We start from the raw sequence: 24,142 nt of genomic DNA on the forward strand, positions 1-24,142 counted from the left end.
TCGGTTTCGTGTTCCCGGAGGCGTCATGATCGACCCGAGCGCCGTTCAGCGGCGCGATTCGCAGGCCAGCCGGATTGCCCGGGCGCTGGTGGATCGGGTCAAGGACGGCAGCTACCCGATCGGCCAGAAGATCCCCAGCGAGCGGCAGCTCGCGACCGAGTTCGGGGTCTCCCGGCCGGTGATCCGGGAGGCGCTGTCGACGGTCAGCGCGATGGACATCCTGGACATCCAGATGGGTCGCGGCGCGTACGTGACCGCGGCGCCGGCCGAACACATCGCCGGCGGCGGCCTCAAGCTCCAGGACGTGGTGAATGTCCGTGAGGTGCTGGAGGTCGGCGCGATCGAGCTCACGCTGAAGAACCCGGAGCCCGCCCTCGACGGGGTGCGCGCGGCCGCGGAGCGCCTGCAGCAGGCGGTTCGCGATCGGGAGGACACGGTCGAGCCCGACCGCGCGCTGCACGCCGCGATCGTGCAGGCGGCCGGCAGCAGCCTGCTCGCCTCCATCTGGCAGACCATCGACCAGCAGGTGGTGGAGACGATCCGGATCTCGCCGCACGGCCGGACCATGAGCCAGGACATCCTGGATCTCCATCAGCGGCTGGCCGACTCGATCATCAACGGCGACCTGGAGGCGGCGGTCGAGTCGTCCCGCCTGCTCTACGAGGACAACCGCCAGTTCCTGCGCGAGCTGCTCCAGTAGCACCGCGCCGAAGTCCGACTTGCCCCACCGGAGCCGCTCAAGCGGGTGCTTCGGTGGTCATGTCCGTCAGCACGGCAGTCATGATCTCCCGGCAGCGACCCGGGTCATCGGCAGCGGAAAGGTGGCGGGTCCACGAGATCGACCCGACCGCGAAGACCTGCCCGCCGGCGCCGGTACGCCGCCACACCACGTCACCGCGGAGGGCATTGGCGACCGCGCGGACCGGATCGCCGTCGAGGCTCAGGTACTCGGTCACCGGGCGGTACTCGGGCGGGATGTCGACCGCCCGCCCGAGTACGACGCAATCCACGTCCGACCCGAGCGTCACGTCGTGACAGTCGAGCTCGAAACCGCACAGTCCGAACGGATCGGCACCGACGTCGCCCATCACCGCGGCCAGCCGTGGCGGAAGCGCATCGACCTCAAGATCGGCCGGCGCGGCGTACGCGGTGTCGCGGGAGAACCCGATCGCGCAGTAGCCCAGGCCGGTCAGCAGGTTCGGTGGTCGCCCGGCGTGTCGCCACAGGCCGCCTTGCTGCCCCGACACCTGATGCCGCAGCTCGCCGGGCTCGTCGTTCCACATGTTGCGGTCGTGGTTACCGCGCCGAAGCTCCTGCATCCACGGGCGGTCCGCGGGTACGTCGACGCGCAGGATGAAGCCGTTGCCGCCGAGGTACATCAGGTTCCCGCCGGACGCCAGGTGATCGTCGTACGCGTCGAGCAGGTTCTCGGTCGAGTACTCCGGATGGCTTCCGGTCAGCACGGTCCGGCAGCCGGCCAGCGCCGCGACGCCTTCCTGGTCGAGGAATTCGTCGGTGGTGACTGCCCAGCTCAGCCCGGAGCGCGACAGCCAGTTGACGATCGACAGGTCGGCCGACAGCTGGTGCGGACGACCGACGAGCTGGTACACCCAGTCCGGCCGCATGGTCGCCTGCGGCCGCTTCAAGGACGCGAGGTGTACGCCGGAACCGTCCGGGTGCAGGCCGTACAGCGAGAGCATCCCGGTCTCGGCGAGATAGTCGTAGACATGTTGCGAAGTCGACGCGCCCTTGGTCGTGTACACGTCGGCCGGGGCGTCCTCCCAGTACCCGTTGTTGGCGTACGAGCGGTAGCTGAACGTCGGTAGCACGAGAGTCACGTCAGGCGCCGAGTCGGGTGGCGGCGCGACGAACACCGAGACCGGGAAGAAGCGGCCCGGGTCGTCGAAGCGGGGCACTTCGTCCACCGACAGCACCGCGCACAGTACGCCGGATCGCGTACCGGCCGGGAGGTCGAGCTCGACACCGATGGGCCAACCGGCGTCGCCGAGGTCGTCCCGGTGCAGGTACGCCGCGGCGTACTCGGCAGGCGCATCCTCGAAGGAGAGGGAGCGGCCCCGCCACGCCGAGCCGGTCACGGCGCGAGTGGGCTCGTTCACCAATCTGGAGTCGGCGAAGACCTGATAGCTGTCGGGGACATCGCCGGCGTACGGGAGCCGGCCGAGGTTCCACTTGGTGATCAGGTCGCCGTCCAAGGTACGCAGCGCAGGCGCCTCGATCTTCGCGTCGAGCCGGCCGCGTCCACCGCTCGGAGAGCGCGGGTCGATCACCCCACCGATGAGGAGCTCGCGGAGGACACCCGGTTCGGCGCGTACCGCGAGGTACTCCGAGGTGGCGTCCGTGCTCAGGGTGATGCTGTCCGCGGAGATGGCGAGTGCCACCTTCGTCCAGCGGCGCGGCCGTAACGTCAGCGTAGTGGCGTACTCCTGGTCGCCGTGGCGAATGACGAAGGACTGGTCCGGCGTGAGGTCGAGTGAGAGCAGGCCGTGCTCGCCGACGTACTGCAGAAGTGTTGACGGTTCGGTTTGGGGAGCCCGGGTCCAGAGCGTCACCTCGATGCTGAGCTCTGCCAGTTCGAGATTGCTTTCGCGGGCGTGGAAGTACGAGCCCGTGACCAACGGGATATCGGCGGCGGCGAACGGACCGGCCGGCGGCAACTCGACCGGGCAGTGCGCCCAGGCATCGCCGTCACCGAGGAAGTCGGTGACGCGGAGCAGGTGCACCCAGAACTCGGGACACCGGCTCGACACGTGGATCGGAACTCGGTCGCCGGGCCTGGCGTGCCATTTCGGCGCATAGCCGACGATGTCGTAACCCACGCTCGCCTCCCTGGGGATCGGATTGGCAAGACCAGTACTACCATGGCACTGGTATTGCCAGTAAGGCCACAGCGTGTCAACATTGCCGGAGCCGACAACAGCTGAGGGGCGGGTCGATGGCGAGCGAGCTGGTGGCGCGAGGAGACATGGGTTTCGAGGATCTCTTGTCCGGCCTGGTCTGGAACGGACGCAAGCCCACGGAGGTACCGAAGGTCATCGCCAGACCGGTGGATGTCGCCGGGGTGGTTGAGGCCCTGGCCGTCGCGCGGCGCGACGGACTGCGGGTCGGCGTCCGGTCCGGCGGGCACAACTGGCTCGGAGTCTGCCTTCGGCCGAACGGCATGGTGATCGATCTGTCCGGGTTTCGGCAGATCGAGATCGCGCCGGATCTTTCGACCGCGAGAGTCGGTCCGGGCGTGACCAACGACGTGCTGGATGCAGCGCTGGAACGAGTTGGCCGGGCGTTCCCCGTCGGTCACTGTCCGAGCGTTGGTGTCGGTGGATACCTGCTCTCGGGTGGGTTCGGGTGGAACAGCGGCGAGTGGGGTCTGGCCGGCGAACGTGTCCGGCGCGTCGAGGTGGTGACGGCGGCGGGGGAGGTTCTGATCGCCGACCAGGACGAGCATCCGGACCTGTTCTGGGCCGCCTGTGGCGCTGGCATGTTGTTCCCCGCTGTCGTGACCTGGTTCGAGATCGAGCTCGCCGCGCGCCCGCGACACGTGGAGTGGGCCACCGCCGTTTTCGGTCGCGAGCAGAGCCGTGCGGTCGCCGACTGGTTCGCGACGCGGCAGGAACAGGCACCGGCCAACGTCGAGGCGGCCCTGCGGCTCTGCCGGGAAGGGCCTGGTGAGCCGACGCTGCTCGAGGTCACGGTGGTGTCCTTCGCCGCGGATCGCGAACAGGCTGACCGCGATCTGAAGCCTTGGTCCGATGCTCACGTGCAGCCGCTCTCGGCGACCAGAAGAGTCGGCGCCATCAGCGATTTGTTCGCGATCGAAGATCTGCTCCATCCCATCGGCGCCCGGTACGCGACCGACAACGTCCAGTCCGGCGAACCGTTCCGGTCCCTGCTCGAACGGCTGGTGACGGCGATGGACCGCGCGCCGAGTGACCTCTCGTTCATCGGTACCGGGGTGAACCCGGCCGGCTCGCCCGGTGCCGACGGCGCCTTCTCGGTGGCGAGTTCGGCGTTCGCGTACCCGGTGGCCATCTGGCCGGACGAGTCGGGCGACGCGGCGAACGACGAATGGGTGCGCGAGACGATGCACGACGTCCCGTTGGCGCAGACCAGTTACATCGCGGAGACCACCCCCGAACTGCACCCGGGAGGTGTCCGGGACTGCTTCTCGGCCGAGTCCTGGGAACGGCTGACCGAGGTGCGCCGGAAGTACGATCCGGACGGGTTGCTCGAAGTCGGCTACGCCGGAATCGCTGATCGGCTTGGCGAATGATGGACTACCAGCCCGTCGACCTGACTTCGCAGGCGGATGCCGATGACGACCTGGAGCTCGCGTACGCCGCCGTCTGGCGCGGGGAGGTGCTGGCCCGCGGACTGCCGTTCCTCGCGCCGGAGCGAGCGGGCCGTGCCTCGGTGCTTCGGCTCAAGTCCGGTACGGCGCGGACGATCGGACTGGATGCGGAAGCACCGATCCGGACGATCACGTTCGCGCACCGTACCCGGGTCGAGGCGGGCTTGTCCGAACTCGGCCGAGTGAGCGCGGTCTATCGCTTCGACTTCGCCGACGGCGAGTCGGTGCGCGTTCCGATCAGAGACGGCTTCGAGGTCGAGAACCCCTTTCTGGGCTGGGGTATGCAGCCAAGTCTGGCCGTCCCGGACGCGGCGGACAGTCGCCCGGATAGGGACTTCGGCGCCTTCGCCGATGCCGGCGCGCGACAGACCGAGGTGGTGCAGGCCGGGCGCTGGTCGGATCGGCCCGGCGGACCGAGCCTGCGGTTGCAGGGCGTCGAGGACCAGCCGCCGCGGTACTTTCTGTGGTCCTGGATCAATCCACGGCCCGGGCATCAGATCGTCCGGATCGGGCTGGAGCCGGGCCAGGCGGTGGTGGAGGTCGGCGGTATCTGTCTGGGGTTCGTCGACGAGTATCCGCTGCAGCCGGAGCCGGCCAGAGTCGTGACGGCGGAGACGCCGCGAGGCTACCTGGGTGACGGTACCGACCTGGAAATCACGGTGGACCGTGGCACCGTCTCCTTCACGACTCCGCTTCGGCGGCAGCCGGACCCCGGCGATCCGATGGCGGTGTGGGGCGATGCGCCGGATGCCGAGGTTGTCGGTGTGTACGCACGTGTCGCATCGGTCGACTCCGGCACCGTACGGCTGCAGGCGAACGGCGAGACGATCGAGACAGCCCGCTGGTCCGAGCTGGGCCAGGGGCGGTCGAGCGGTGTGGGTTCGTTGCAGGTCTCCGAGCTAGGGCGCAACTGGGTCCGCACCCGGATCGTCGACGACGCCACCGGCGAACCCATTGCCTGCCGGGTGAACTTCGCCTCGCGCGACGGCGTCCCGTACCAGCCGCACGGCCATCCGCAGCACGTGAACGGCGATCGATCCAGCTGGCACCTGGACGTCGGCAGCGACGTGCGCCTGGGGCGTACGACGTATGGCTATGTGGACGGTAGCTGCGAAGGTTGGCTACCGCGCGGTGAGGTACGGGTCCGGGTCGCGAAGGGGTTCGAGTACGAGCCGCTCGACCAACTGGTCGAAGTCGCTGACGACACTCGGGAACTGACCTTGCGGGTCAGGCGCCGCTTCGACGTCAGCGCCGACGGCTGGTACAGCGGCGATACGCATGTCCACTTCGTCTCCAGTTTCGGCGGGCTGAAGGAGGCGGCCGCCGAGGGCGTCTCGGTGGTGCACCTGCTGCAGGCCCAGTGGGGGAGCCTTTTCACCAACACCGAGGAGTTCCTCGGCCGGCCGGTCGTGAGCGACGACGGGCGGACCGTTCTGTACACGTCCCAGGAGAATCGTCAGCACTTTCTCGGGCATCTGAGTCTGCTGGGACTGAAGGAACCGGTGATGCCGTGGAGCACGGACGGTCCCGAGGAGGCGGAGCTGGGCGGCGGTCTGGAAGCGACGCTGTCCGATTGGGCGGATCGCTGTCGCGCGCAGGGCGGCACCGTGGTCGTACCGCACTTCCCCCTGCCGATGGGCGAGCAGGCAGCACTGATCGCGACGAACCGCGTCGATGCGGTCGAGTCGCTTGGGCTGTGGCCGGACCTGATGTACCTGCACTACTACCGGTACCTCAACGCCGGGTACCGGCTGCCGATCAACGGTGGGACGGACAAGATGTCGAACGACGTCCCGATCGGGATGTCGCGGACCTACGTACGCCTCGGTGCCGACGACGACTTCGGGTTCGATGCGTGGTGCCGGGGGTTGTCCGCGGGGCGCAGTTACATGAGCAGCGGGCCGTTGCTCAGCCTGTCGGTCGACGGCCGGGGGATGGGGGACACCGTCCACCTTCCGGAGCGGGGCGGAGCCGTCTCGGTCGTCGCGACCGCGCAGAGCATCTTCCCGATGTACCGGCTGGAGCTGGTGCATTCCGGAAAGGTGATCGCGACCTCTGAGGACGAGGCCGGTACGCACACGTTGACGATCGACGAGAACGTACGCTTCGACCGGCCCGGGTGGTTGGCCGTACGGGTCGGTGGCGGTGGACCGGAGTTGCGGACCCAGCATCGCGACGTGTGGCAGCGGTCGATCATGGCGCACACGTCCCCGGTGTACGTCGCGTGCGGCGAACGCGCCGCCTCGGATCCCGGCGCACTGGCCGAGATCATCACGCTGATCGAGCGTGGGCGTTCGTACGTACAACACCGCACCGCTGCCGCCACCGCTGCCATGCACCACCACGGCGGCGATCACCGGTCGTTCATGGTCCGCCCCTTCGACCAGGCACTGGCGGCGGTACGAGCTCGTTTGGCCGAGTTCCCTGACTAGTTGAGGCTTGCTTGGTCGACCGGAGCTAGTCCGCGACGCGGGCCGGGGTGCTGGTGGTCCAGAGCACCTCGAACAGGTTGCGTTGCAGCTCGGCGTACTCGTGGCTCTCGATGATCATCGCGAACCGTTCCCGCGCCGACGACATCGTCACCACCTGGCTCTCGCCGAGCACGGTCGTCATCGTGAACGCGTACCGCGCCGGGGCGAAGCGGACTTCGCGGAAGTCGTGGCTGCTGGTCAGCCACGCGCCCGGTACGTCATGCTCCCGCGTCCGGATCACCCGCAACGAGAGCTCCCGAGTACGCCGGGCCGCGATGTACTGCCGCATCGCCTCTTCGCCAGGCACTGTCAGCAGATCCCGCATCGACAGGATGCCGAGGATCGGTGACTTCCACTCGAGCGTTTCGAACAGGGCGGACCGGATCCCGCTCGCGCCCTCGAGGTAGCGGACCCGGGGCCGGCTACGCCCGGATGCGTGCAGGGCGCGGAGCTCCGGCACCAGTGACTCGAGCTGACGCCGGCGCTCCGCCCACTCGTCCAGGAACCGCGCGGGATCGTTCGCGACCAGTACGCCGTGACTGCGGTTCCCGGTCGACGAGGTCGGGCCGGACTCGACCATGCTGATCAGTCCGCGCTCCCGGAGCCGCTTGGCGAGGTCGTAGCCGTTGGTCCGGCTCGTCCGCGCGCTCCGGGCGGCGTCGGCGATCGTCGTCCGCCCGGCGTCCAGTACGGCCAGGTAGAACTGAGCTTCCCTCGGGTCCAGGCCCACCTCGACCAGCCGTTCCAGCATCGGTCAGCCCTCCGTTTGTTGTCGAAAACATTCGACAACCAAAGTGTTCGCAATCCGTTGATAACCCCGCTGCGATGAGCTTATCTTCACACCGATCATGTCGAGGGCTGTCGACAGTCGCGAGGGGGTGGGTGTGCTACCGACGATCCGGGTCGCGGCGGTGCAGGCGGCGCCGGTCTTCCTGGATCTCGCCGGGACGATGGCGAAGCTGGAGGCGCTGGTCGCCGAGGCGGCCGGGCAGGGCGCCGAACTGGTCGTCTTCGGCGAGGCGTTCGTGTCCGGGTTCCCGATCTGGGGTTCGGTGCTGCCGCCGGTCGACCAGCACGAGTTGCACGTCCGGCTGTTCGAGTCGTCGATCACCGTGCCCGGTCCCCACGTTGAGCAGCTCAGCCGGATCGCCGGCAGGTACGGCGTCGTGCTGTCGGTCGGTGTGAACGAGCGGGCCGCGCATTCGCTCGGGCAACTGTTCAACTCGAACCTCATCTTCGACCGGACCGGTGCCTTGGTGAACCACCGGCGCAAACTGGTCGCGACCTGGCACGAGCGGATGACCTGGTCGCACGGTGACGCGTGTGGGCTCGAGCCGGTGCCGCTCGACGGCTGGTACCTCGGCGCGCTGATCTGCGGAGAGAACACCAACACCCTGGCCCGGTACGCCCTGCTGGCACAGGGGGAGCGGCTGCACATCTCGACGTACCCACCTGCCTGGCCGTTCGACCGGCGCGCGGACGGCGCCGGGTACGACCTCGCCGAGAGCATCCGGCTGCGGGCCGCCGCGCACGCCTTCGAAGGCAAGGTGTACAACGTCGTCGCCGCGACCGCGCTGGATCAGGAGGCGGTCGACGCGGTGGCCCGCGGCGACGAGCGGATCGAACGACTGCTGTGCGGTTCGCCGCCGGCCTCGATGGTCGTCGGGCCGCGCGGCGACATCATCGCCGGGCCGCCGGCGCTGGACGAGGGCATCGTGCTCGCGGACGTGGACCTGCAGGACGAGATCGTGCTCAAACGGGCCCACGACATCGTCGGCACCTACAACCGGTTCGACATCTTCGAGTTCCGGATCGACAAGCGCCGCCCGGCCCCGATCACGTTCGCCGACTCCGAGGAGACCAGTACATGACGGCACCGTACGTCCGGACGATCCCGGAGCGCCGGCCGGAAGGCCACGTACCGAAGGCGCCGCGTTGGTCACTCGCGTTCGAGGCACCGGTGTCGCTGGTGACCGCCGACTACCTCGCCATCCAGCTGCCTACTGACGGAACGGACGAGGCAGAGCTCTTCCTCGAACTCGCCCGGCAGTCGAGCGACGGTCCCGATGCCTGGGAGCTGCTGACCTGCACCGACGAAGCCGGGGCGGTGAACCTTGTCCAGGTCAGCTACTGGTTGGACCCCAGCGCCCATGCCCGCTGGCTGCGGTCCTCGAAGCTCGGCCGCTGGTACGCCGGCCTGAATCCCGCGGCGATCACCTTCGGCGCGTGGCACGAGACCGTTCAGGTGCCACCGGACCGTCTCGAGACCATCGCTTCCAAGCCGGGCCACGTCTTCGGCCTCGGCCGGGCGCCCGGCGCCCTGATGCGGCACACCACGACCAATGGGTACTACGGTGCGGCCCGCGACCGCTTCCCCGTCTCGGCCGTCGATCCGTTGGAGCCGGCCGAGCCGCACGTACGACGTACGCGGCCGGTCAACTCGGCCAAGCGACGGCTGCGGGCCGAATGTGGACACAACACCGTGGTCATCCGCTCCGGGCAACTGTGGGAGTCGGCAACCGGAGACCAGCTCGACGACTACGTGAACGAGCTCCAGCCCAAGCTGCTGGCCGGCATGCGCCATCTGGTGGATCACGCCGACAGCGAGGGAACGCTGTCGCTGCGCATCACGACGAACCTGGACAAGGAGACGCTGCAACCGCGCCGGGAGACGTCCGTCTACGCGCACTTCGCCTCACTCGAACACCTGGAGCACTGGGCGAAGACCCATCAGACGCACGCCCGCATCTACGCGCACGCGATCCGCAAACAGCAGGAGTACGGCGATGATCGCAGCGTGGTGACCTGGCACGAGGTGTTCGTGCTGCCGAGAACGGCCGCGTTCGAGTACGTCAACTGCCATCCCGGGACAGGCATTCTGCCCTTTGCTCCGACGGTGATGGGCGTCGAGTAGCGGCCGGGCGCCGCAGGCGGGCGCCCTTGCGGTGGCACCAGACGATGACGGCGATCAGTACGGCTAGGTCGACGGCCGGACAGAGGGTGTCGCGGACGCGGGCGCTGACGAAATGGAGTGAGTCGGACAAGGTCGCGGCGACCTGGGGTGCGTCCGGGGAACGACCGGGGACGTACGCCAGGGCGACCATCGTCGTACGAACCGCCAGCAGCACGTCCAGTTTCGAAGCGGCCACTGTCGCGAGGGCGGACCAGGCGATCACGTCGTACCAGGGCAGCGAGTACATCGCGGTCAGCACCCAGGCGACGGCGTAGATCGCGGTGTACCGGAGCGCGGCCGGGGTGGGATCGCCGGGATGGGTCTGCGGGACGAGCGACTTCGGGAACACCTGCGACAGCAGGATCGCGACGACGATCAGCGCACCCCAGGCGAGGATGGCCAGCAATGTCCGGACCACGCCGTTGGGGAGGAAGAGCTTCAGAAGTTCGAGCAGGGCACGGTACGGGGTGCCGACCGAGATGGACGATGACTGTTTTTGTGCTTGCTGGAAGGCTTGCAGGCCAACGATCGCGTACAGCCCGCCCATCGCGATCGCTCCGCCGCCACAGAAGAAGATCGCCTTCCGCCGGTCGGCGCGCAGCGACCACAGCATCGCGACACCGACCAGACCGATGGACAGTTTGGTACAGCCCGCGACGCCGAGCATCAGACCGGCCAGGAACACGTGCCGCCGGAGCAGCACCAGCGCGATCACCGCGAACATCACCGCGATCGCGTCATTGTGCGCGCCGGCCAGCACCGCCCAGAGCAGCAGCGGGTTCGCCAGCGTCAGCATGATCACGCGCCGCCGGGCGGTGTCCTGATCCTGGCCGTCGACGTTTGCTGGGTCGCCCGCGACCCCATTGCCGACGAGCTTCACCAGCAGCAGGGCGGTGACGATCAGGCTGATCGCGACCGACAGTTGCAGCATCCAGACCGTGAGGTGGGCTGATTCACCGCCGATCTTCGACGCCACCCATTGAATCCACGTGGCGATCGGACCGTACACACTGCGCGCGCCCTGCCACGGCGGCTCGGTCGCGTCGATCACCGGGTCGTGACCCCGTTGCATGAAATCGGCCGGCGAGGTCGTGTACGGGTCGCCGCCGAGCGCCATGATCCGCCCGTACGCCGCGTAGATCAGGACGTCGCCGGAGGCCATTGGCGGGACCAACGTGATGGCCGCGGTCGTACCGATGCCTAGGGCAATCAATCGGTTGACGCGCGGTGCCCAGCCGTGCCGAAGTGCCTTCGTGGCCAGGTACACGCCGCATCCACCAAGAAGAATGGCGGCGTAGATCAGCACCGACACGAGCCAGTCGTTCGGCTTCGTGTTGAACCAGTACGACGGCAGCCAAGAGTGCCGGTTGGTCAGCGTGAGGACGACCACCGACGGACCGAGCAGACCGACCGCGACGATCAGCGCCGTACACGCGAGATAGAGCGCAACCGCCCACCGGCCGTACTTCACGAACTCATCGCTTCCTGCCGACGGTCCGACCGTGCCGTCGACCGGGCGTACTGGACCCCGAGCACCACGACCGCGACCAGTGCGGCGATCAGGTACGCGTTGCCGAGTAGCTGCTGGCCGAACGTCCAGTCGAACTCACGATCGCCGGTGTTCGGCGGCCACCAGATCGGGCCGAGTACGAACAGCCCGTACCAGCCGACGCCGACCGGGATACGCGCCCTGGACGGGACCGCGGCCAGCAGCACCACCCCGAACGGGATGATCCAGACCCAGTGGTGGCTCCAGGAGATCGGCGAGCAGAACAGGCCGGCCAGTCCGCAGATCGACACCGCGGCCAACGGCTGGTCCCGCAGCCAGAGCAGGCGGGCGAAGGCCAGCGCGGCGACGGCCGTGGCGAGCACGAGCACCATCCACACCGGACCGCCGCCGTCAGGGTTGCCGGCCAGCCGGGTCAGGATGCCGTTCCACGATTGGTTGCTCGCGTACCCGATCCCGCCGATGTGTTTGGTGTCGTTGACCAGCGAGACCCAGTAGTGCGCGGTGGCGCTGGGTGAGATCAGGAAGCCCAGCACGACGGTGCCGGCGAACCCGGCCGACGCGTAGAGCGCGGCCTTCCATTGCCGGGTGACGAGGAGCAGGGCGATGAAGATCAGTGGGGTGAGTTTGACGCCGGCGGCGAGACCCGTCCACAGACCGCGCGTCTTGTGTTTCCTGCCGAGCAGGTCGGCCAGGATCACGGCGCAGAGGATCAGGTTGATCTGGCCGAAACCCAGCGTCTGACGCACCGGCTCGAGAAACGCGGAGGCCGCGGTGACGCCGAGGAGCGCCCACGGAGTCAGCCGCGCCGAGTGCCGCCAGATCACGAACAGGCAGATCAGACTGAGCACGGACCAGGTCGCCGCCGCGACAGGGGCCGGGACGATCGAGAACGGCGCGACCATCACGGCCGCGAACGGGGGATAGGTGAACGGCAGGCCGATGCCCGGCAGATGCACGTCGTACAGCTCGCCCGGATGCTGCAGCAGCGTCGCGCCACCGAGCCGGTAGACCCGCAGATCGAGGAAGCCGTGCGGCATCGCCAGCACCAGCGCGATGCCCGCGATCACACAGATGCCCAAGGCAACCGTTCGCGGCCGGGTGATCCGGGGCAGGCCAAGCGGAGCGCGCGTTGTCATTTTCCTGATCTTTCGCTAGGGCGGAGAACGCCACCCTACGAGACCATTGCCCTCCACCCCGAATGCTGAATCTTGCTCCACTTTCCGCGCCGGGTCCGGGCTCACTTGAGTTGGCTGACGAACCAAGGGAAGGCTTGCGCGAAGGCGGGGGCGGCGAACTGCCAGACGTGGGTGCCGGGGGAGACTATGAGTTGGGTCTTGATGCCGACTTTGGCCGCGGCGCGGGAGAGGTCGCCGGCTTCGCGGATGTGGATGGTTTCGTGTTTGCTGACCAGGAAGAGGCCGGAGACGCCGGTGTACGGGCCGTGGACGCGCATCACGGTTTGCGGGTCGTGTAACGCGCGGTCCTTGGTGGATCCGCCGTACAGGTCGGCGAGGGTTTGCTCGGCGTTGCCGCTGTTCGGGGTCAGGTCGCCGGAGATGTCGACGAAGTGGCGGAAGACGTCCGGGTGTTCGACGACCAGGCCGAGCGCGCAGGTGCCGCCCATCGAGAAGCCGGCCACGCCCCAGCGGTTCGGGTCGGCGGTGGTGTCGAAGGTTTTGACGATGTACTCGGGTACGTCGCGGACGAGGTGATCCTCGGCCTGACCGTGCCGGCCGTTGACGCATTCGGTGTCGTTCGAGAAGCCGCCGGTCGCGTCGACGAAGACCAGGATCGGGGCGTACCCGTTGTGCCGCGCCGCGTACGAGTTGGCGGTCTGCACCGCGTTGCCGAGCCGGACCCAGTCGGGCGGTCCGCCGCGTTCGCCGCCGACCAGTTCGACCACGGGCAACGTACGCCGGAATGCCGGGCCGCGGAACCAGGTCGGCGGGAGGTAGACGAGCTCTTGGCGGTGCTTGAAGCCGGAGTGGGTGGACGGGATCGTGACGCCGACCAGCTTGCCTTCGGGCAGGATGTTTCCGTCGGTCGGTGGGTGGTGCTTGACGCTGCTGATCGAGGTCACGCCAGGCAGTGGTGTGTGCGTCCAGTCGTCCCAGACCGCGCCGATCGTCGGGTAGTACCCGACGAACTGGTTCACCCCGTTGGCGCAGACGAACGCAGCCAGCAGCGCCGCCGCGACGGCCGCACCGCGCCGCCACCACCCGGCGGAGCGCCAGCCGACGGCCAGTACGAGGAGAGCGCCGATCGCGCAGCCGGCCCAGATCCAGACGTTGGCCGGGAGCGGGTCCGTGATCCCGAGGAGGCTCGCGCTGTTGCTCGAAAGAAGCAGCGTGACGATGACCGCGACGACAGCGACGACCGGGACTCGGCGCAGTCGCCACGTCTGGTCGCGCCAGCCGACCGCCAGCAGCAGCATCCCTGCGGCGAGCAGCGCGACGACCAGCGGAAACCAGCCCTTCAGCAGGGACACGGTCTGCATTGGCAATCCTTCCCCAGCTCAGGACCGGCACATCCACTGTAGGTCGCCGGCCGCGCCGCTCAACTGAGGCAAGGCCCGGCTACAAGGAGATCTCGTACAGATCGCCGCGGAAGATCGACGTGGTGTGCTCGAACGGAGTGCCGTCTCCGGTTTCGGACGTGACGATGGTCTGCAGGCAGGGCAGCATCGGGTCGATGCCGAGGTGCGCGGCCTCGTCGGAGTGCGGGCGGCGGGTCGAGACGACGATGCCGCTGCGGACCACGTCGATGCCGAACTGGGCGGTCAGCGTGTCGTACAGGGAATGTTCGAGGTTCGCCCCGAGCAGCCCCGGGAACAGGCCGGCGTTCAAGGTGGCGACCTCGAAACCGAGCGGTACGCCGTCGCCGAGCCGGACGCGCTTGATCGAGTACACCGGCGCGCTCTCGCGGACGCCGAACCAGCCGGCCTCCTCGGCGCTGGACGGCCGGACCGCCGCCGCCACCAGCAGGCTGGTCGGCCGGCGGCCGGAGGAGCGCATCGCGTCGGTGAACGAGGCCGCGCTGGCGATCATCTTGGTCACCCGGGGATGGGCGACGAAGGTGCCACGCCCGGGTACGCCGCGGAGCTGGCCGTTCTGGATCAGGATCTGCAACGCCCGCCGGACCGTCATCGTCGAGGCGTCGAACTCGGCCGCGAGCTCCTTCTCGGTCGGAATCCGGGCGCCGGGTTCGAGCGTCGCGATCCGCCCGGACAGGTCCTCGAGGATCTGCTCGTACTTGTGCATGGACGTCCTCCGCACGTTCGGTAACCGGACCAACCCTAGTGCAATCCCGCCTTGGCAGCACTCAGCAGTCTCTGCTACGGTCAATCAACCCTAGGGTAATCCAAATACACTAGGGAATCGGCGCGGAGGTCGTCATGAAAGCTGCAGGGTTGGTCATTGCGCTCGCCACGGGCCTGGCGCTGGTGGGCTGTGCGCCCAGCACCGGGTCGAAGGCCGGCGGTTCCGGCGGGGAACAGGGGAGCGGGAGCGGCACCGTCAAGATGGTGCTGTGGCCCGGGCCGGAGGGCGACGCGATGAGCAAGGTGGTCGACGCGTACAACGCCGGCCAGGGATCGAAGGACAAGATCAAGGTCGAGATGACCCTGTTGTCCCGTCAGGACACCTTCTCCAAGGAGGCGACCCTGATGGCGGCGAAGTCCAATCAGCAGGACATCTACTTCGTCGCCAGCTACAACGTCGGCCAGTACGCGAATTCGCTCGACCCGCTGACGTCGGTCGACGCGAGCAACTACTTCCCGGTCGCGGTCGACGGGCTGAAGTACCAGGACAAGCAGTACGCGCTGCCGCTGGACGTCTCGAACCACTTCCTGCTGTACCGCAAGGACCTGGTCGACACGCTGCTCGGTACGAAGAGCCAATGGCCCGCGTACCAGGCGGTGGCGCAGCGGGCGATCGGGGAAAGGCGCGACCCGAAGCCGGCCGCCGAGTGGGACTGGAACGACTACACCGCGATGGCGGCTTGGTTCAGCAAGACCGCGAACCCGTCGTCGCCGACCCGGTACGGGACGATCCTGCAGGCGAAGAACCTGCTGTACAACACGATGATCTGGGACGACGTGCTCTGGGGGTCGGGTGGTTCCTGGACCACGCCGGACGGCAAGGCCAACCTTGACACGCCCGCGGCGGCCAAGGCGGTCGGGGTTTACAGCACCATCTACAAGAACGGCTGGACGTCGAAGGACAGCTCGCAGGCCGAGTTCCCGGAGACGCAGGCCGCGCTGAAGGCGGGTACGACGGCGTTCGCGCTGCAGCGGTCGGCCGGATTCGCCGAGCTGAACGACAAGACGAAGTCGCCGCTGGTCGCCGGCAAGCTCGCGATCGCGCCGGTACCGGGCCAGAAGACGCACGTGCACGCGCTGGCGGTCGCGCTGAACAAGTACTCGGAGAACAAGGACGCGGCGACGAAGTTCCTGAACTACCTGGCCACCAAGGACGCGATGAGCGCGTACGCCGAGGCCGGCGGGATTCCGGCGATGCCGTCCGTACTGCAGGACAAGGCCTCGATCAACCCGGCGTTCCCGCAGATCGCGGAGTCGATCGACAAATACGGCTACTCGGTGCCGGTGTTCCCGAACACGTTCCAGGCGTACAGCAAGATCGCCGAGTCGCTGAGCGGGGCGTGGGTCGGCCAGCAGGACGCCGGACCGGCGCTGAAGACGGCGAACGCGGCGCTCGAGAAACTGCTCGGCTGAGGGGCGACCGTTGAGTACACGAACAACGTCACGGCTGTCGAAATGGGTGCTGGGTTCACCACTGATCGTCTTCGCGCTGATCTTCGTGGTGTACCCGGTGTACCAGGGCATCCAGACCGGGTTCTACAGCCTGTCGCTGCAGAACCCGGACACCCTGTTCACCGGGCTGGAGAACTTCGGCACCGTGCTGACCGATCCCGGGTTCCTCGCGGCGGCGAAGTTCACGCTGCTGTTCGCGCTCGCGGTGACCGCGATCGAGACGGTGCTCGGGTTCGGCCTGGCGTTGCTCGTGAACCGCGAGTTCCCGGGGAAGAAGGTCTTCTTCACCATGCTGCTGGTGCCGATCATGGTCGCGCCGGCGCTGCTCGGCGTGATGTTCAGGCTGCTGCTGAACGGTGACATCGGGCTGGTCCCGGAGGTGCTGCGCGGCGTCGGCCTGGACGTCTCGCTGTTCGCACCGAACACGGTCGTCCCGCTGCTGGTACTGCTGGACGTCCTGCAATGGACACCGTTCGCGTTCCTGATCATGTACGCGGGGTTGCAGTCCTTCCCGTCGGATGTACTGGAGGCGGCCCAGGTCGACGGTGCCGGGCGGCTCCGGACGCTGCGCTCGATCGTGGTGCCGATGATGAAGCCGATCATCTTCGCGGCGCTCTTCCTGCGGCTGATCGACGCGATCCGGACCTTCGACGTGGTCTACGTCCTCACCGCGGGTGGTCCGGGCACGAAGACGACCACGATGAGCATCTACATCTACAAGACCGCGTTCGAGTCCGGGCAGTTCGGGCTCGCGGCGGCGGCGTCGACGATCGTGATGGTGGTCCTGATCCCGTTCGTGCCGCTGTTCGTGAAGCGGATCGCCACCCCGGGAGCGGCCGAATGACCAAGCGCCGGCTCTGGGGTACGACGGTCGCGGTCGGGCTGATCGCGATCCTGGTGAACGTACCGTGGTTCAACACCCTTTTCGTCAGTTTCAAGTCCGACGGCGACATCTCCCGCGGCGCGACCGCGGCCGGTACGCCGACGACCGATCACTACGCGAACGCGCTCGGCGCGGCCGGGTACGACTTCCCGCGGTTCTTCCTGAACTCGGCGATGATCGCGCTCGGGGCGGTGCTGCTGGTGCTGCTGATCGCGATTCCCAGTACGTACTCGGCGATCCGGCTCGGGTTCGGCGGCCGGTTCGTGATGAACGCGTCCAGCGGGCTTCGGTTGCTGCCGGCAATCTTCTTCGCGGTGCCGTACTTCCTGCTGATGTCGAACCTCCGGATGCTCGACACCGTACCCGGGCTGATCCTGGCGAACACGTTCCTGAACTTGCCGCTGGCAATCATCTTGCTGTCGGCCGGGTTCCGGGACGTACCGATCGAGGTCGAGGAGGCGGCGAAGGTCGACGGCGCGAACACGTACCGCATCCTGTACTCGGTGCTGATGCCGATCCTGGCGCCGTCGCTGGTCGCGGTGGCGGTGCTGGTGTTCATCTTCTCCTGGAACGACTACCTGTTCGCGCTGGTGCTGTCGTCGTCGAACGCGACCCCGATCACGCTCGGCGCCGCGAACTTCGTCACCAGCACCGGCATCCGCTGGGGTGACATCTCCGCGACCGCCGTGCTGTCCACGCTGCCGCCGGTGATCTTCGCGGTCTTCGCGCAGCGGTACCTGGTCAGCGGCCTGTCGGCCGGCGCGGTGAAGGGATGAGCGTGATCCTGGCGGTGGACATCGGCGGTACGAAGATCGCGGCGGCCCGCGTCGACACGGACGGCCGGCTCAGCGCGGACGGCCTGTACGGCGGGCCTGGCGCGGATGGTGGGCTTGGTGTGGGCGTCGTGGAGACGCCGACGCCGGCTCGGGAGGGCGCGGCGAGCGTGGTTGAGGCGACGGTGCGTTTGCTCGAATCACTGCGTGGAGCTGAGGACGAGGCGGTTGCGATCTCGACGGCCGGGGTCGTCGACACGGTCAACGGCACCGTACTCGGGGCGACCAGCAGCATTGCCGGATGGGCCGGTACGCCGTTGGGCGCGCTCGTCTCGGCCGGGGTTGGGCTGCCTACCTGGGTGGTTGGGGACGGCAACGCGTTCGGGATCGGGTTGGCGTTGGAGTACGGCGTGTCTGACCTGGTCGCGTTGGTGGCGGGAACGGGGATCGGTGGCAGCCTGATTGTCGGTGGCGAACCGGTGCTGGGCGCGCATCATGCGGGTGGGCATCTTGGGCATGCCGTATCGCTGGAGGCGGCCGGTATGGTGTGTCCGTGTGGACGGATCGGGCATCTGGAAGCCGTTGCCAGTGGCTACGGAATCCTTGCCTGGTATCACGCTCGGGGTGGTGATCCTGGGGTGACGACGACGCGCGAGCTGCTGGGCCGGGCCGGGGACGACTTGGCGCAGGCGGCTTTGAGCACCGGCGGAAGTGCGTTGGGTGCGGCTGCTGGTGGGTTGGTGAACGCGTTCGATCCGGAGTTGGTCGTGGTCGCGGGCAGTGTCGCTCGGGCGGGTGATCCGTGGGAGACCGCGTTGCGTGCGGCGTACGCGGACACGTTGCTGCCGGCGGTGGCCGGTACGCGGCTGGAGGTGTCCACGTCCGGCCCCGAAACCGCCCTCCGCGGCGCCGCACACCACGTCAGGAACCGAACCAGCAGCACGGCCCGGCACATCCGAAAGCAGAGCGGGGCGGCGCAGGACGTTCAGGAGCAGGGTGGCGGGGTGGTGCGGGACGCTCGGGAGGAGGGTGCCGCGGCGGTGCGGGAGGTTGGGCGGCTGGGCGATGGGGTGGCGTCCGGGGTTCGGAGAGATGGGGAGGGTGGCGCGTGATCGGGTTGGCGTTGGCCTCGATCGAGGGGCAGTTGGTGGTGTCTTGTCAGGCGTACCCGGGTGAGCCGATGCGGTCGCCGGTGATCATGGCCGCGGTCGCGCAAGCTGTCGTCGAAGGTGGGGCGAGAGGCGTTCGCGCGCAGGGGATCGAGGATCTGAAGGCGATTCGTCCGCTGGTTGACGTCTGTCTGATCGGGTTGGTCAAGCGCGGATCGGACGGGGTCTTCATCACGCCGACCGTCGCCGACGCGGTCGATTGTGCGACTGCCGGCGCGGATATCGTCGCGCTGGACGGCACCCGGCGCGACCGGCCGGACGGGCAGCCGCTGGCAGCGTCCATCGAAGCGGTGCACGCGGCGGGTTCGCTGGTGATGGCGGACTGCGGCAGTCTGGACGACGCCCTGTACAGCATCGCGGCCGGGGCTGACTGTGTCGGGACGACGCTCGCCGGGTACACCGGCGAGCGCCCCGTCAGCCGCGGCCCGGACCTCGAACTGCTTGCCGAACTGGTCGCGAACGTCGCCGTCCCGGTCATCGCCGAAGGCCGCATCCGCAACCCGGACGACGCCCTGGCCTGCCGCGACGCCGGCGCGTACGCGGTGGTGGTAGGCACCGCGATCACCCACCCCACCCGAATAACCCGAACCTTCGCCGACCCCTTGACCCGACCACCCGAATAATCCGATCCGGTCACCTACCTGACCACCCAAGTGATCAGAGCCAACGACCCGGCCCGACCACCCGGCCCGATCAGCCCGTGAGCCGGCCAACTCGACGGCCGTGTGCCTCCGGCGTGTTGGTGGGTGGTTCAGTGGCGGGCGTCGTACAGGACTGGGGTCAGGGGGGTGTCGGCTACCTGGCCGATGACGGCGCCGGGCATCCAGCTGAGGTCGTCCTTCTGGTGGTCGTTGGTCGGTTCGGTGATGCGGATGTCGGCGTCCATGTAGATCACCGTCATCACCCGGCGCGGCACGGTGCCACGATTCGGGCCGGCGTGGTGGAAGGTCCAGCCGCGGTGGAAGGTCGCGTCGCCGAGCGCGAACGGCTCGACCACGTCCTGGAAGTTCTGCTCCGCGACGGCCTGCTTCAGCCGCTCCTCGGACTCGTCGGAGATCGCCAGATCACGTCCGAACGCGAAGTTGTGGCTGCCGCGCGCGAACGCCAGCGGGCCCATCTCGAGCGGCGTCTCCTGCAGCGGGAGCCAGATCGTCAGGCACCGGTCGGACGACAGCGGCCAGTAGTACTGGTCGGCGTGCCACGGGGTGATGCCGCCGCTCGGCTCCTTGTACAGCGCCTGGTCGTGGTACAGCCGGACGGAGTGTACGCCGAGCAGCCGCGCGGCGATCCCGGCCAGCCGGCGCGAGAACACCAGCTCCTTGACCTTCTCGTTCTCCCGCCACAGGTTGCCGACCTGCAAGAACGCCTTCCCGTACGTGTCGCGTTCCGCGAGCGGGAGGTCCTGCGTGTTCAGCCGGATCACCTCGGAGGTGATCGTCGGTTCGTACTCGGCGATGGTCTTCGCGTCGAGCACGCCGGACAGGTGGATGAAACCGTCGCGATTGAAGTCGGCGGTCGCGGTCGGTGCCAGGCCGTCGTACGGGAGGTCGAGGAGCGAGGCGTCGGTGGTCGTGGTCATGTCGTCGGTACTCCTACCGGTCGGCAGCGGATCGATCGCTCCACGATCGCAGCCCGGGTGGCGTCACCACCACGCCGCTGGTAACCAGTTCTGGTACTCAGTTGACACTCGGCTAGGCTGACGCGGGTGAAGCCCCGCTACGAGCGGCCCGGAGTGCCGGACGGGTCGACTTTCACCTGCTATGTACGGCGTGAGCGCGCGTTCGGCTTCGAGTGGCACTTCCATCAGGAGTACGAGCTCACGCTCATCACGGCGGGATCGGGTACGCGGTATGTCGGTACCATCGTGGAGCGCTATCAACCGGGCGATCTGGTCCTGCTCGGACCGGAGCTCCCACACACGTACGCCTCCGAGCCGCTTGAGCCGACCGGGCCGCCGGAGCCGGCTGGGGTGTTCGCGGAAGCGTCCGTGACCCAGTTCCGGCATGACTTTCTCGGGGTGGGGTTCTTCGAGCACCCGCAGTTCCGTCGCGTCGGCGAGCTGCTGGCTCGTTCTGCTCAAGGTCTGTGGTTCCACGACGCCGGCGTACGCGAGCTGGTCGCCGCGCTACCGCGTCTGGAGCCCGCCACCCAGACCGTGCGCCTGCTCGACATCCTCTGCCAGCTCGCCGCCGACACCACCGCGACGCCGATCACCGGCCCGGGTTACACCTCGGCGCCCAGCACGATGGTCCGCGACCGCGTCGACATCGTCTGTCGCGAACTGCAGTTGCGTCACACCGAGGCCGTGACGCAGGAGGAGATCGCCGCGCTCGTACACATGCCGCCGACGTCCTTCAGCCGCTTCTTCCGGCGCGCGCTCGGCTGCACGTTCACCGAGTACGTCAATCAGCTTCGCATCGAAACCGCGTGCCGCCTCCTCACCGACACCGCTTTGCCGATCACCGAAGTGGCGACTCGCAGCGGATATCACAACCTCTCCAACTTCAACCGCCGGTTCCTTGAACTGAAACACCTCCGGCCCACCGCGTACCGGGCCGCTCATCCACCGCTGGCGCCGGTTGGCAGGTTGAGGTAGCCGGCCGCGGCCAGCAACACGACGGTGCGGGCGGCGTGCGCGAGTTGCCAGTGGTCGCGGATCTCGGACCAGTTCGCAGGTGGGGTGGTCGGGTTCCAGTTCAACTGTTCGAGGTTGATCGGGCCGTTGACGGCGAGCGTGATGACGATCGCGACGAGGATCAGTGCGAGGGCGATCAGCGGTGGGCGGAGTAGTTGGCGTTTGTGTTTGTACGCCTGCACTGTCAGCGTGATCACGGACGCGAGTGTGAGGACGGAGATCACGCCGATGAACCAGGTGAAGGGTTTGTACTCGGCCTGGCGGAGGCGGACGTAGTCGGGGCCGGCGAGGTGACGTGAAGCCAGTTCGAGCACGAGGACCGTCAGCGCGACACCGGCGAGCACGGCACTACACCCACGCGCCGCGGCGCGGCTCCTGCTGAGGTCCACGTCAGTAGCCATGAACCAGCCTCCCCTGAAGGCTACTGCTCCGGGCGCAGCAGTTCGGCGAGGTCGGGTGGGGTTGGGAGTTGTTGGGTGAGGCCGATCGAGGCGCGGCCGGTGTTGCCTTCGGGGTAGCGGCCGGTGAGAGAGCCGGGGGCGGCGACGGCGATGCGTACGACCTGGCCGAGTGCCTCGCGGCGGTCGCGTTGCTGTACGGCCAGGACGAGCATGCCGACGTGATTGCGGGTATGCAGCCAGGGATCCGGCTGGGACAGGATGTGCGCGCGTTCGAGATGCGCCCACCGGTGCGCGGGGTCGGCGGCGATCTTCGCCGCCCGCATTTCCTCGTGGTACCGGGCACGGGCCGCCGCCGGGATGCGCGACATCGCAGGTCCTCTCAGCTCGGGGTGATCGATCCTGATCAGACCATATCATCGCCACATAGCGATGTTAAGCAGGCGAGGTCAGGTCATACACCGTTGCGCCGCCCACGGTTGTCGGTTCGAAGGTGGCCTTGACCCAGGTGGTGATTGCGTTCGGGAAGCTGGTGCCGTCGATGAAGTAGCGGATCTGGTTCTTGGCAACCAGTTGCTGGAAGGCAGTGAGAGTGGGGGTCGGGTTCGTCCCGTTGAAGCCGCCGATCGCGATCACCGGTCGGCCGGCCGCGAGTTCCAGTGGCGCGGCGGTATGTGCGCTGACTGCCGCCGCGGCCCACGTGTAGCCGGAGGCGCCGTCTTCGAGCAGTGCGATCAGCTCGGCGGGTACCTGGCTGGTCGCGGTTCCGCTGATCAATGCGCCGCTACGCCCTCCGCCGCTGCTGACGTCAGGGCCGGCGGCCGGCATCGTCCCGCCTTTGCGGACGCTGATCGTTTGGATCGAGTAGGTCAGTGGCCCGGTCAAGGCAGTGGCGACAAGGAGACCGGCAATCAGTACGCGAAACCGGCGATGCGACGGGTTGACGAGCAACAGTCCGGCGGCGAGTACGCCGACAATGAGGACGGTGTACGGGAGCACGCCGGCCGATGCCCGTGACAACAGTCCGAAGCTGATGCCCGCGGTCAGCAAAGCCGCGCCGCTCAGGGCGGAGCGCGCGATGGGATGATCGCGGCGGCTCCAAAGCAGGACGAGGCCGGGGCCGCTCAACGCCGCGATCGGTGGCGCCAGCGCGATCAGGTAGTAGCTGTGCACCGTCCCGTCCATCAGCACGAACACCGCGCCGGTCACCACCAGCCAGCCCGCCCACAACACGACGAAGGCGCGCGAGCGACGCTCCAAGCTGACCAGGGCGACGGCCGAGATCAGTGCCACCGGCAACAACCACAGGATCTGACCGGCGTACTCCGGGTCCAGCAGCCGTTGCAGTCCGGTGGCTTCCGCGCTGGGACCCGACCGCGCCGCACTGCCGCTGAGCCTGCTCAGACCGTTGTAGCCCAGCGCCAGCTCGACGACGCTGTTCGTGCGGGATCCGCCGATGTACGGTCGCGCCGACGCCGGCATCAGTTCGACGATCGCGATCCACCAGCCGCCACCCACGACCATCGCGATCCCGGCAAGGGCGGTGTCGCGTACGCGTACCCGAACGCTCTTCCGGCCGGCCAGCAGATACGCGAGCGCCAGTGCCGGCAGGACCAGGAACGCCTGCGTCATCTTGGTGAGAAACGCGAAGCCGACCAGCGCCCCGGCCAGCATCATCCATCGCGCCGGGTGTTGCTCCGCCGCGATCGCGCGCGTCACCGCGTACGCGGCCGAGGTCAGCAGCAGGACCAGCAACGCGTCCGGATTGTTGAACCGGAACATCAGCACCGCGACCGGCGTCACCGCCATGATCACGCCCGCGAGCAACGCCGCCCGCGCGCCGAACCATCGGCGTACGCACGCGTACAGCACGGCCACGGTGGCGACACCCATCAATGCCTGCGGCAACAACATGCTCCAGCTGCTGAACCCGAACGCGCGCGCGGACAGGCCCATCACCCACATCGCGCCCGGTGTCTTGTCGACGGTGATGAAACCGGGCGCGTCGAAAGCCGCGAAGAACCAGGCTTTCCAGCTGATCGAACCGGCTTGGACGGCGGCCGCGTAGTACTCGTTCGCGAACCCGTTCCGGGACAGTCCCCAGAGGTAGCCGATCGCGGTCAGGACGAGGAGAGCGACATACGCCGCTCTACTGGTACGGATTGTCATCCGTCGATGCTGTTGGGTGATCCTGAGTGGGACCTCCTGCTTAG

21 protein-coding genes are annotated in these 24,142 nt (G+C 68.0%); 11 read left to right on the forward strand and 10 right to left on the reverse strand.

What is annotated here, in order from left to right; translation table 11 throughout:
* Nucleotides 1-25: 25 nt before the first annotated feature.
* A complete protein-coding gene (locus tag HDA44_RS03690; RefSeq protein ID WP_184831341.1) occupies nt 26-700 on the forward strand; it encodes a FadR/GntR family transcriptional regulator in 675 nt (224 codons plus the stop codon).
* Nucleotides 701-737: 37 nt separating this feature from the next.
* Here the strand turns inward: HDA44_RS03690 and HDA44_RS03695 are convergent, their stop codons facing one another.
* Nucleotides 738-2,837: a N,N-dimethylformamidase beta subunit family domain-containing protein gene (locus tag HDA44_RS03695; protein WP_184831343.1), complete on the reverse strand. Its 2,100-nt coding sequence runs from the start codon at nt 2,835-2,837 to the stop codon at nt 738-740.
* A 116-nt stretch (nt 2,838-2,953) separates the two neighbouring features.
* Between HDA44_RS03695 and HDA44_RS03700 the strand changes: the two genes are divergently transcribed.
* Nucleotides 2,954-4,288: an FAD-binding oxidoreductase gene (locus tag HDA44_RS03700; RefSeq protein ID WP_184831345.1), complete on the forward strand. Its 1,335-nt coding sequence runs from the start codon at nt 2,954-2,956 to the stop codon at nt 4,286-4,288.
* Complete coding sequence (locus tag HDA44_RS03705; protein ID WP_184831347.1) at nt 4,285-6,798, forward strand: CehA/McbA family metallohydrolase; 2,514 nt, start codon at nt 4,285-4,287, stop codon at nt 6,796-6,798. Before HDA44_RS03700 ends, HDA44_RS03705 begins: the two co-directional genes overlap by 4 nt.
* Nucleotides 6,799-6,823: 25 nt before the next feature.
* Here HDA44_RS03705 and HDA44_RS03710 read toward each other — a convergent pair whose 3' ends face one another.
* Entirely contained in the window at nt 6,824-7,588 is a 765-nt protein-coding gene (locus tag HDA44_RS03710) for a TrmB family transcriptional regulator (protein ID WP_184831349.1), read from the reverse strand.
* A 97-nt stretch (nt 7,589-7,685) separates the two neighbouring features.
* Here HDA44_RS03710 and HDA44_RS03715 point away from each other — a divergent pair, with 97 nt between their 5' ends.
* Both HDA44_RS03715 and HDA44_RS03720 read left to right on the forward strand, forming a co-directional pair.
* Nucleotides 7,686-8,708, forward strand: coding sequence for a carbon-nitrogen hydrolase family protein (locus HDA44_RS03715; RefSeq protein WP_202887142.1), 1,023 nt, complete (start codon nt 7,686-7,688; stop codon nt 8,706-8,708).
* Nucleotides 8,705-9,751, forward strand: a complete 1,047-nt coding sequence (locus HDA44_RS03720) for a phenylacetaldoxime dehydratase family protein (RefSeq protein WP_184831351.1) — start codon at nt 8,705-8,707, stop codon at nt 9,749-9,751. Before HDA44_RS03715 ends, HDA44_RS03720 begins: the two co-directional genes overlap by 4 nt.
* Here HDA44_RS03720 and HDA44_RS03725 read toward each other — a convergent pair.
* The 4 genes from HDA44_RS03725 to HDA44_RS03740 form a co-directional block, all read right to left on the reverse strand.
* Nucleotides 9,690-11,261, reverse strand: a complete 1,572-nt coding sequence (locus tag HDA44_RS03725) for an MptA/MptB family glycosyltransferase (protein ID WP_337905615.1) — start codon at nt 11,259-11,261, stop codon at nt 9,690-9,692. The two genes, HDA44_RS03720 and HDA44_RS03725, sit on opposite strands and share 62 nt — an antisense overlap.
* Nucleotides 11,258-12,436: a glycosyltransferase 87 family protein gene (locus HDA44_RS03730; protein ID WP_184831353.1), complete on the reverse strand. Its 1,179-nt coding sequence runs from the start codon at nt 12,434-12,436 to the stop codon at nt 11,258-11,260. Before HDA44_RS03730 ends, HDA44_RS03725 begins: the two co-directional genes overlap by 4 nt.
* Nucleotides 12,437-12,537: 101 nt before the next feature.
* On the reverse strand, nt 12,538-13,797 hold the full coding sequence (locus HDA44_RS03735) for an alpha/beta hydrolase (protein ID WP_184831355.1): 1,260 nt from the start codon (nt 13,795-13,797) through the stop codon (nt 12,538-12,540).
* Between the two features lie 79 nt (nt 13,798-13,876).
* The gene (locus tag HDA44_RS03740) at nt 13,877-14,560 is read right to left on the reverse strand and encodes a GntR family transcriptional regulator (RefSeq protein ID WP_184831357.1); all 684 of its coding nucleotides are present in this window, start codon (nt 14,558-14,560) and stop codon (nt 13,877-13,879) included.
* A 134-nt stretch (nt 14,561-14,694) separates the two neighbouring features.
* On the opposite strand from HDA44_RS03740, the gene HDA44_RS03745 reads away from it, so the two are divergent.
* Genes HDA44_RS03745 through HDA44_RS03765 form a run of 5 tightly spaced genes read left to right on the forward strand, consistent with a single transcriptional unit; the run spans nt 14,695 to nt 19,519 of the window.
* Nucleotides 14,695-16,032 carry an ABC transporter substrate-binding protein gene (locus HDA44_RS03745; protein ID WP_184831359.1) on the forward strand — a complete coding sequence of 446 codons (1,338 nt, stop codon included), beginning with the start codon at nt 14,695-14,697 and terminating at the stop codon, nt 16,030-16,032.
* A gap of 10 nt (nt 16,033-16,042) precedes the next feature.
* Nucleotides 16,043-16,915: a carbohydrate ABC transporter permease gene (locus tag HDA44_RS03750; protein ID WP_184831361.1), complete on the forward strand. Its 873-nt coding sequence runs from the start codon at nt 16,043-16,045 to the stop codon at nt 16,913-16,915.
* Nucleotides 16,912-17,730 carry a carbohydrate ABC transporter permease gene (locus tag HDA44_RS03755; RefSeq protein WP_184831363.1) on the forward strand — a complete coding sequence of 273 codons (819 nt, stop codon included), beginning with the start codon at nt 16,912-16,914 and terminating at the stop codon, nt 17,728-17,730. The genes HDA44_RS03750 and HDA44_RS03755 overlap by 4 nt, the downstream gene beginning before the upstream one ends.
* The gene (locus HDA44_RS03760) at nt 17,727-18,839 is read left to right on the forward strand and encodes an ROK family protein (RefSeq protein WP_184831365.1); all 1,113 of its coding nucleotides are present in this window, start codon (nt 17,727-17,729) and stop codon (nt 18,837-18,839) included. Before HDA44_RS03755 ends, HDA44_RS03760 begins: the two co-directional genes overlap by 4 nt.
* Nucleotides 18,836-19,519: an N-acetylmannosamine-6-phosphate 2-epimerase gene (locus HDA44_RS03765; protein ID WP_420488487.1), complete on the forward strand. Its 684-nt coding sequence runs from the start codon at nt 18,836-18,838 to the stop codon at nt 19,517-19,519. Before HDA44_RS03760 ends, HDA44_RS03765 begins: the two co-directional genes overlap by 4 nt.
* Nucleotides 19,520-19,647: 128 nt before the next feature.
* Here HDA44_RS03765 and HDA44_RS03770 read toward each other — a convergent pair whose 3' ends face one another.
* Entirely contained in the window at nt 19,648-20,475 is an 828-nt protein-coding gene (locus tag HDA44_RS03770) for a phytanoyl-CoA dioxygenase family protein (RefSeq protein ID WP_184831368.1), read from the reverse strand.
* Nucleotides 20,476-20,601: 126 nt separating this feature from the next.
* On the opposite strand from HDA44_RS03770, the gene HDA44_RS03775 reads away from it, so the two are divergent.
* A complete protein-coding gene (locus tag HDA44_RS03775) occupies nt 20,602-21,492 on the forward strand; it encodes a helix-turn-helix domain-containing protein (RefSeq protein WP_184831370.1) in 891 nt (296 codons plus the stop codon).
* Here HDA44_RS03775 and HDA44_RS03780 read toward each other — a convergent pair.
* From HDA44_RS03780 to HDA44_RS03790, 3 genes are all read right to left on the reverse strand, one after another.
* Nucleotides 21,456-21,932 carry an anthrone oxygenase family protein gene (locus tag HDA44_RS03780; protein ID WP_184831372.1) on the reverse strand — a complete coding sequence of 159 codons (477 nt, stop codon included), beginning with the start codon at nt 21,930-21,932 and terminating at the stop codon, nt 21,456-21,458. The two genes, HDA44_RS03775 and HDA44_RS03780, sit on opposite strands and share 37 nt — an antisense overlap.
* A gap of 20 nt (nt 21,933-21,952) precedes the next feature.
* Nucleotides 21,953-22,300 (reverse strand): DUF3703 domain-containing protein, encoded by a 348-nt coding sequence (locus HDA44_RS03785; RefSeq protein WP_184831374.1) that lies wholly within the window; start codon nt 22,298-22,300, stop codon nt 21,953-21,955.
* A 64-nt stretch (nt 22,301-22,364) separates the two neighbouring features.
* The gene (locus HDA44_RS03790; RefSeq protein ID WP_184831376.1) at nt 22,365-24,098 is read right to left on the reverse strand and encodes a glycosyltransferase family 39 protein; all 1,734 of its coding nucleotides are present in this window, start codon (nt 24,096-24,098) and stop codon (nt 22,365-22,367) included.
* Nucleotides 24,099-24,142: the final 44 nt, after the last annotated feature.

The organism is Kribbella solani, assembly GCF_014205295.1.
GTDB classification, from domain to species: domain Bacteria; phylum Actinomycetota; class Actinomycetes; order Propionibacteriales; family Kribbellaceae; genus Kribbella; species Kribbella solani.

Excerpts from the sequence above, each read along its gene's own strand:
- HDA44_RS03740 (WP_184831357.1), bottom strand. The coding sequence starts at position 14,560 with ATGCACAAGTACGAGCAGATCCTCGAGGACCTGTCCGGGCGGATCGCG.
- HDA44_RS03760 (WP_184831365.1), top strand. The coding sequence starts at position 17,727 with ATGAGCGTGATCCTGGCGGTGGACATCGGCGGTACGAAGATCGCGGCG.
- HDA44_RS03690 (WP_184831341.1), top strand. The coding sequence starts at position 26 with ATGATCGACCCGAGCGCCGTTCAGCGGCGCGATTCGCAGGCCAGCCGG.
- HDA44_RS03715 (WP_202887142.1), top strand. The coding sequence starts at position 7,686 with ATGTCGAGGGCTGTCGACAGTCGCGAGGGGGTGGGTGTGCTACCGACG.
- HDA44_RS03730 (WP_184831353.1), bottom strand. The coding sequence starts at position 12,436 with ATGACAACGCGCGCTCCGCTTGGCCTGCCCCGGATCACCCGGCCGCGA.
- HDA44_RS03710 (WP_184831349.1), bottom strand. The coding sequence starts at position 7,588 with ATGCTGGAACGGCTGGTCGAGGTGGGCCTGGACCCGAGGGAAGCTCAG.
- HDA44_RS03785 (WP_184831374.1), bottom strand. The coding sequence starts at position 22,300 with ATGTCGCGCATCCCGGCGGCGGCCCGTGCCCGGTACCACGAGGAAATG.
- HDA44_RS03780 (WP_184831372.1), bottom strand. The coding sequence starts at position 21,932 with ATGGCTACTGACGTGGACCTCAGCAGGAGCCGCGCCGCGGCGCGTGGG.
- HDA44_RS03790 (WP_184831376.1), bottom strand. The coding sequence starts at position 24,098 with ATGACAATCCGTACCAGTAGAGCGGCGTATGTCGCTCTCCTCGTCCTG.
- HDA44_RS03755 (WP_184831363.1), top strand. The coding sequence starts at position 16,912 with ATGACCAAGCGCCGGCTCTGGGGTACGACGGTCGCGGTCGGGCTGATC.
- HDA44_RS03735 (WP_184831355.1), bottom strand. The coding sequence starts at position 13,797 with ATGCAGACCGTGTCCCTGCTGAAGGGCTGGTTTCCGCTGGTCGTCGCG.
- HDA44_RS03705 (WP_184831347.1), top strand. The coding sequence starts at position 4,285 with ATGATGGACTACCAGCCCGTCGACCTGACTTCGCAGGCGGATGCCGAT.
- HDA44_RS03720 (WP_184831351.1), top strand. The coding sequence starts at position 8,705 with ATGACGGCACCGTACGTCCGGACGATCCCGGAGCGCCGGCCGGAAGGC.
- HDA44_RS03745 (WP_184831359.1), top strand. The coding sequence starts at position 14,695 with ATGAAAGCTGCAGGGTTGGTCATTGCGCTCGCCACGGGCCTGGCGCTG.
- HDA44_RS03770 (WP_184831368.1), bottom strand. The coding sequence starts at position 20,475 with ATGACCACGACCACCGACGCCTCGCTCCTCGACCTCCCGTACGACGGC.
- HDA44_RS03700 (WP_184831345.1), top strand. The coding sequence starts at position 2,954 with ATGGCGAGCGAGCTGGTGGCGCGAGGAGACATGGGTTTCGAGGATCTC.